At 50.9% G+C, this 5,929-nt stretch carries 5 protein-coding genes and 1 pseudogene; 3 read left to right on the top strand and 3 right to left on the bottom strand.

Going from position 1 to position 5,929, the window contains the following annotated elements; genetic code table 11:
• Nucleotides 1-278: 278 nt before the first annotated feature.
• Nucleotides 279-665, bottom strand: a pseudogene (locus F591_RS0126590) (PH domain-containing protein); the annotation flags it as partial.
• Nucleotides 666-975: 310 nt separating this feature from the next.
• Here F591_RS0126590 and F591_RS31060 point away from each other — a divergent pair.
• A complete protein-coding gene (locus tag F591_RS31060) occupies nt 976-1,083 on the top strand; it encodes a hypothetical protein (protein ID WP_019537583.1) in 108 nt (35 codons plus the stop codon).
• Between the two features lie 68 nt (nt 1,084-1,151).
• Complete coding sequence (locus tag F591_RS29230; RefSeq protein WP_019537582.1) at nt 1,152-1,559, top strand: hypothetical protein; 408 nt, start codon at nt 1,152-1,154, stop codon at nt 1,557-1,559.
• 158 nt (nt 1,560-1,717) lie between these two features.
• Here the strand turns inward: F591_RS29230 and F591_RS29225 are convergent, their stop codons facing one another.
• Both F591_RS29225 and F591_RS0126570 read right to left on the bottom strand, forming a co-directional pair.
• The gene (locus F591_RS29225) at nt 1,718-3,367 is read right to left on the bottom strand and encodes a pectate lyase family protein (protein WP_211217637.1); all 1,650 of its coding nucleotides are present in this window, start codon (nt 3,365-3,367) and stop codon (nt 1,718-1,720) included.
• Nucleotides 3,368-4,153: 786 nt separating this feature from the next.
• Complete coding sequence (locus tag F591_RS0126570; RefSeq protein ID WP_026326933.1) at nt 4,154-5,359, bottom strand: MFS transporter; 1,206 nt, start codon at nt 5,357-5,359, stop codon at nt 4,154-4,156.
• 378 nt (nt 5,360-5,737) lie between these two features.
• Between F591_RS0126570 and F591_RS31850 the strand changes: the two genes are divergently transcribed.
• Nucleotides 5,738-5,929 (top strand): transposase (locus F591_RS31850; protein ID WP_211217609.1); only part of this gene is annotated, 192 nt, incomplete at its 3' end.

Here is a 5,929-nt window from a genome sequence, read left to right as displayed (position 1 = left end):
CTGGAATCGTCGATGCGATGCAGCAAAAGCTCAGAGCATTGGCCATAAGCTTCATTCCGACTCTACATGCGGCCTAACGGTTCGATTCATCCCTGGCCATAACGGCATTTCGACCTGTAAAAATCAGGTCTTCTTTGGGTTGTGCAAAAAAACGCAGGATCACATCAGAACGTAAGAAGACTTAAAAGCCCGGCTCCAAAAACGCATTGAAACAGGCATTCCGTAGTGCGATGGCGGGTTATCCACAGGCCTGAGTTATCCACATTCCGATTTCATGTTAAAGCTTTATACAGATCCTTGACCTGTTCAAGCTGCCGCTTATCGACGTCGATGGAGAAGCTCACGCCGCCGATCTGGAATTTAATCTCGACATCCAAATCGACCGTCCCCGCAGTTTCCAGGAATACATTGGAAATTTCATGGGTAGCATAGCTGTAGCGCCTCAGGACCCGCTTGCTGCTGATAGCGCTTTCCCCATCCAGATGGATCAAGGCGAGGTTGGTAAAGCAGTACTCGTCTTTCTTCGATTTAATGATAAAATAAATTTTCTCCCCGTCTTCATGCATGACATAGTCGTCCGTATCGACTTTGTCGAAGTCCTGTCGATCGATCACTTTACCGATATCGCTTAATCCTAATGCATCCGCCGCCAGTTTCTTGAACACGGTCCCTCATCCCTTCGAGTAAAAATGACTGATGTTAAATGGTTCCAATCCCCACTCTTATTTTATCGGGCATCAACTTGGCCGGCAATAGCCTAATTCGTTCGGAGCCGCATACGACCTGCCGCGAAGCCCGATGGGCGTCGTCAAATCGAAAAGCCACATGTTCACTGTGTCCGGGTGGAGGCGGGAGCCTAAAGCTGGCGAAATATAGGCTTTGACTAGTCTCGTGTCCACACGCCTGACAGTCCATTGCCATAAGATAAAGTGTGGTTTACGAACCATAGATAAATCCTGTAGGAGGTGCTCCTCAATGAGCGGTTATTCATGCGGAGGCTACGGCTTTACTTCCATCGGAGTTATTCTCGTACTGTTTATTTTGCTTGTGATTATTTTGACATCCTGGGGCTTCGGCATCTAAAGCAGATTGCAGTCCCATGAGGCTCTTATGAACCAGCGCCAAGCAAATATAGGTGGGAGGGGCATATCTTGACATGGATTGGCCAATACCCGCTTAACGAGTCGCATATCACCCCCTATATCGGGCGTCCGGTGGGAGCCGTGTTACCGGATGGCGAAGTGATTTGCGGGATTGTGGAGTGCGTTCACAACGGGAATTTGGTGCTTCGCCCGCTAGCGATTCCGGAAGCCGCGGTCTTGAATATCAAAAGCAAGCTTGCTTCCAACCCGCAATTTCGTGCGGCGAACCTCAAAGCTAAACGAAATATGAAGCAGATGACTCTTAAACAGAAAGCCACAATCAGAGCGTTTGGCGGCGGCTTCGGCTATCCATATGGCTGGGCCTACGGCAACTGGGGATGGGGAACCGGTTGGTGGTGGATTTGGCCGCTGCTGGCTCTGACGGCTTTAATTGCTCTCCCGTTCTTTTGGATCTGAATCCGGTTTAGCAATAATGGGCGTTGCCTTGAGGCGGCGCCCTTTTCCAGGCCCCAAAAAAGCCGCCAAGCAGCAAGGTCTGAACTGCTTAGGCGGCATTTTCTATACCGCAGGTGACGACGGATGGCGAAAGAAGTCACTCGGCATAGGCGTCTCCTTTAATATTCGGTCTGCAGCCATTCTTCGGCGCTCAATGCGACCTTGGTGGCGCCGGCATATTGGTTCACGGTCGATTCAACTTGAGCGAGCGGAACGGTCTGGTAGGAATAAGGCAAATGCTCATCGTACCCATAGGTGAACTCGAACGGCGTAGATGGCGGGTTCGATTTGCTCATGTTCTCGGCCCCGACAATGGCTGAAGACCAGGCCCAATTGCGGATGGTCGACTTGTTGTACCAATTAAATCCTCTGGTGAACGGATTGTTGCCGTTGCGATCCCAGCTGCTGCCGATATACGTTCCCTCGCTGTTCGTGATTTTGGAATTAACGATCAAGCTATGGTTGATGGCGTTCTGGAACAGCATATCGAAAGGCGGATTCATATTGGCGGTATCGTCGCCCTGGCGCTCCGCGCCGATGATCGGTTCGGAAAAAGCGACGTACACGTTGGTGTCGGCGGCAATGGAAGCGCCGTTCCTGGCGTTGATGCCGCGCGACAACCGATCGGTGCCGTATTGGGCGATGGCCGGCACACTTTCCAGGGCATGCTGATGCGTCGAATTATCGAAATAATTGTTAAACAAGTGGCCGACCCCTTGACGAATCATGGGCAGCCGCGACCCGACATTCGTATAACGATTGTAGGCCATCGTCAGGCGAAGCCGCTGGTTGCCGTCCTTCACTTCGATCCCGTTGGAACCGACATAGTTCACAAAATCTTTGTCGCCGGAGCCTACAAGATGCACTTTGGAGTGATAAGCAGCATAAGCCATAATCTCGCCCGGCGTCGCTCCCCCGCTGCGCATTTTATAATAAACGCTCTTCTCGGGGTCCAGCATGCCGGCGGCATATTTTTGCTCCATAAATTCGATAGACTTGTAGATGGAGCTGTCCGCAGACGGATTTTGATCCGCGATTAGTCCGAATTCATTCCAGGATAAGGTGACATTGGTCGAGCCGTTCTCCATATCGATCATGCCGTCGGCGGCAATCGAAAACGTGCAGTGGTCGATCCACACGTTGTTGGCGCCGTTCACCTTAATAAACGCCCAGCCTACCTCTTTATGCTGCCCGGAATCGTCCCACTGCCACATTTCGTCAAAACGGAGATTGCGGATGACGATATCGTTCGCAGAGCCCTGCAGCTTCAATTCGACATGCCTGATCGTTTTGCCGGTAGCGGAGAAAATCGTCAGTCCGTCGACATTCGCTATGTTTAATTTCGATACTCCGGATGCCTCCAGCAGCGGGTTCGTGAAACCGTTCGACGGATTCGGGTATCTGGAAATAAAGCTGTACAGCGACCTTTCTTCCGGGCTCAGAGCCAGCTCATTCCATCCCAGGTTGAGATCGCCCGTCACTTCAATGACCTTCACCGCGCCACTGCTTGCATCCAGGATCGCCTGCAAAAACTCTCTTCCATTGCTGACAGTGCGGTAATAGGAAGTTCCTATGTACTGGCTTCTATCGTTTACCCCTAGAGACGCATAGCCAGGCACTGATAAAAAGCTGCTGTCGTAACTCTTCTCCACTTTCGTCGTGTTCGGTATGGTGCGCTTAGGGACCGCCTCCGCCAAACCGCCTGAACTAAGCAAAGTCGACGTTACTAACAGACCGCACACCGCCAAACGGCTCCATCCTTTTTTCATCCTCATACCATTTCTCCTTCCATTTCAATTTAGCGTCTGCTTCGTCATGTTGGGCTGCCCAGTTTTCACCTCTGTTATAATGATAAAATCAAAAATTATTATAAATGATATTTGTAAACGGTTCCATAGATTTGGAGGATTTGGCATGATTGCCCTAGATTTGAGCGCTTCTGCCCAATAAATAGAGCGCTCAGGACTGTCAGCAGATAAGGGGATAAGAAAAGCTCCTATTCGGAGCTCTATCCACGATGTATGCCCCTGCGTAAGAGGAAGCTTTTCATGCCGTTTGGCAGACGGGAATGATATCGTTGCTGCGGGTGGAAATGGGCAGTACCGGACTGATCAGCTGCAGGTTGGCGAGAATCTGCTAAACATAGATGGATCTTACGGAACTGGGAGCCCTTATTGGGCCAAAATAGGCGGGAATACATTCTAGCGGAACTCAGAAGCGTTATTGATGCCGTTTTAGCGGTTTTTACAACAAATGGCTCCCATAGCGGCGCTCCGTTCCGTTACAGTGAGTAGTAAGTGACCACGGTGATTCTCACCGACGCTCAAGACCAACTTCATCCTATTCGGGTTTTCGGCGCGCCTGAGAGTTCGCATCAGGGGCTATACCGGTTGCTTCAAGTGAGAGATCCGTTCCAACGCGGGATATACGATAGCAGCACAAAAGGTTGCAGCGCAGGGAGTTGCTTTGCCACAGGGCTTCAACCTTAGGATCTCCACCCGTTATGTTAAAAAACCTCCGTCAAAGCTCGAATGCTTCGACAGAGGTCTTATCCGTCATGATGACGTTCTCTCTGCACGGCTTCTGTTTCCGGTAATAAGGGGGATTAGCAGCAACGTGCCGGCAACAATCAAGCCGCCGCTGATCGCATATACCGCCAGCAGGGACCACGTGTCCTTCAAATAGCCGGAGAGGAACATGCCGATCACCATCATCCCCATAAAGACAGGCATGATCGCACCCGATACCCGGCCGATGAATGCCCCTTCCGTGTTGCGCACAATCAGCGTCTGGACTCCCCCGTGAATGCAAGGGTAAACCAAGCCGCTGATCATTAAAAGAACGATCGTCAGCCCAATCATCGTCGACGCGCCGATTCCGACCGTGCAGACGGCGGTAACGAGCAGGCCTGCCATGAACAGCAGCTGCGGCTTTACCTTTTTGGCAATTCCCATGACAGCTATTCCGCCTGCCAGCATGGCCGCTCCATTCGTCATCACCAGCCACTGCAGAAACGGTTTGTCCCGTCCCAAATTCTCGATGACAATATAGAGCTGAAGCGGTTGAGTCAGCCCTGACGCCAATCCGACAACGGCAAAAGTCATACAGAGCGTTCTTAAGGACGCATTGTTCCCGATATAGCGAATTCCGGCCGTCAATTCCTTGATGAAGCTGCCTCCCTCAGCCGTTTTTGGTTCCTCCGCGTCGCGGGGAAGCGTCGATAAGATAAGCGAAGACCCGAAGAACAGAATGGCCGTCAGGACGAGAGCAGCGTAAATCCCGAATCTGATGAAAATAAAGGTGCCGACGACCGGTCCCAAAACTGTAAAAATAGCGACAAGCGTCTGGGACATCGCCATCACGCCCTGCAGCTGCTCGCCCGGCACATGCCGCTTGTACAGCTTCATGGCCGAAGGCTGAGCGAATTGAGAAAGGCTGGCGGAAACGAACGATCCGACGAGCAGCGCCATCCAACTGCCGTTCAAAAGCGCGAGCAGCACCGCGAATACGGATAAGGCGGACAGCAAATCGCTCCATACCATCGTCCGCTTCGGCCGCCACCGGTCGGCAAAGGTTCCGCCAATAAGGGCGAACAGAAAGATCGGAGCGAATTCCGCAACCGAAATCAGCGATACATACCTCGAATCATTGTTCGTCACATCGGTAACATATAGCAAAACGGCATAATTCCGGATCCAAATGCCCAAGTGCAGCAGCACCCGGGAGAGGATCACCGTTCGAACATAACGATTGGCCAACATATGAATACCCCATCATCCTTTGATTGATTTGAATACTTGCGCAGACGTTCGCTCATGATCTCGCCATCGCCGATCAGCGTTTCGCTGTTCAGCTTATATTTGGGCCGATGCATCAGTCTCTCCTCGATCGTTCCATCGGGATGTATCTTCATTACTCTCTCCGCCTTCCCGTTTACTAATTTACTAATTTAGTAATCGACTGAATTACTGCCTCATTTTATCTTGGATTTCGTCGTTCGTCAACCTGTTTTTTTGAAGCCGGGTGCAGGAGGATGATGTACAATTGTTTGTGTACCATGATTTGGAGCCTTCCAGGCGACAAAAAAGTAGGGTATCCTCAGAGATTGCGAAGTCACCTGAAAGGATGGAACCCTACTCATGACTACTGTACACGAATTAGGCCTCCCAGATCTACTTGAAAATCTTGTGAAGAACTTTGTTCAAGAGAAGATTGAGCTCCTCATGAAAGAAGAACTCAGCAACTTCCTTCAAGTTGAGCAACCTGATCAGCGGAACAGCCGCAATGGCTACTATGAACGCACTTTGGATACCCGTTATGGTAAAATTGAC

Source organism: Paenibacillus ginsengihumi DSM 21568, assembly GCF_000380965.1.
Lineage (GTDB): Bacteria > Bacillota > Bacilli > Paenibacillales > NBRC-103111 > Paenibacillus_G > Paenibacillus_G ginsengihumi.
Note: the sequence above shows the minus strand (reverse complement) of the source record. Positions and strands in the feature narration are given on the sequence as shown.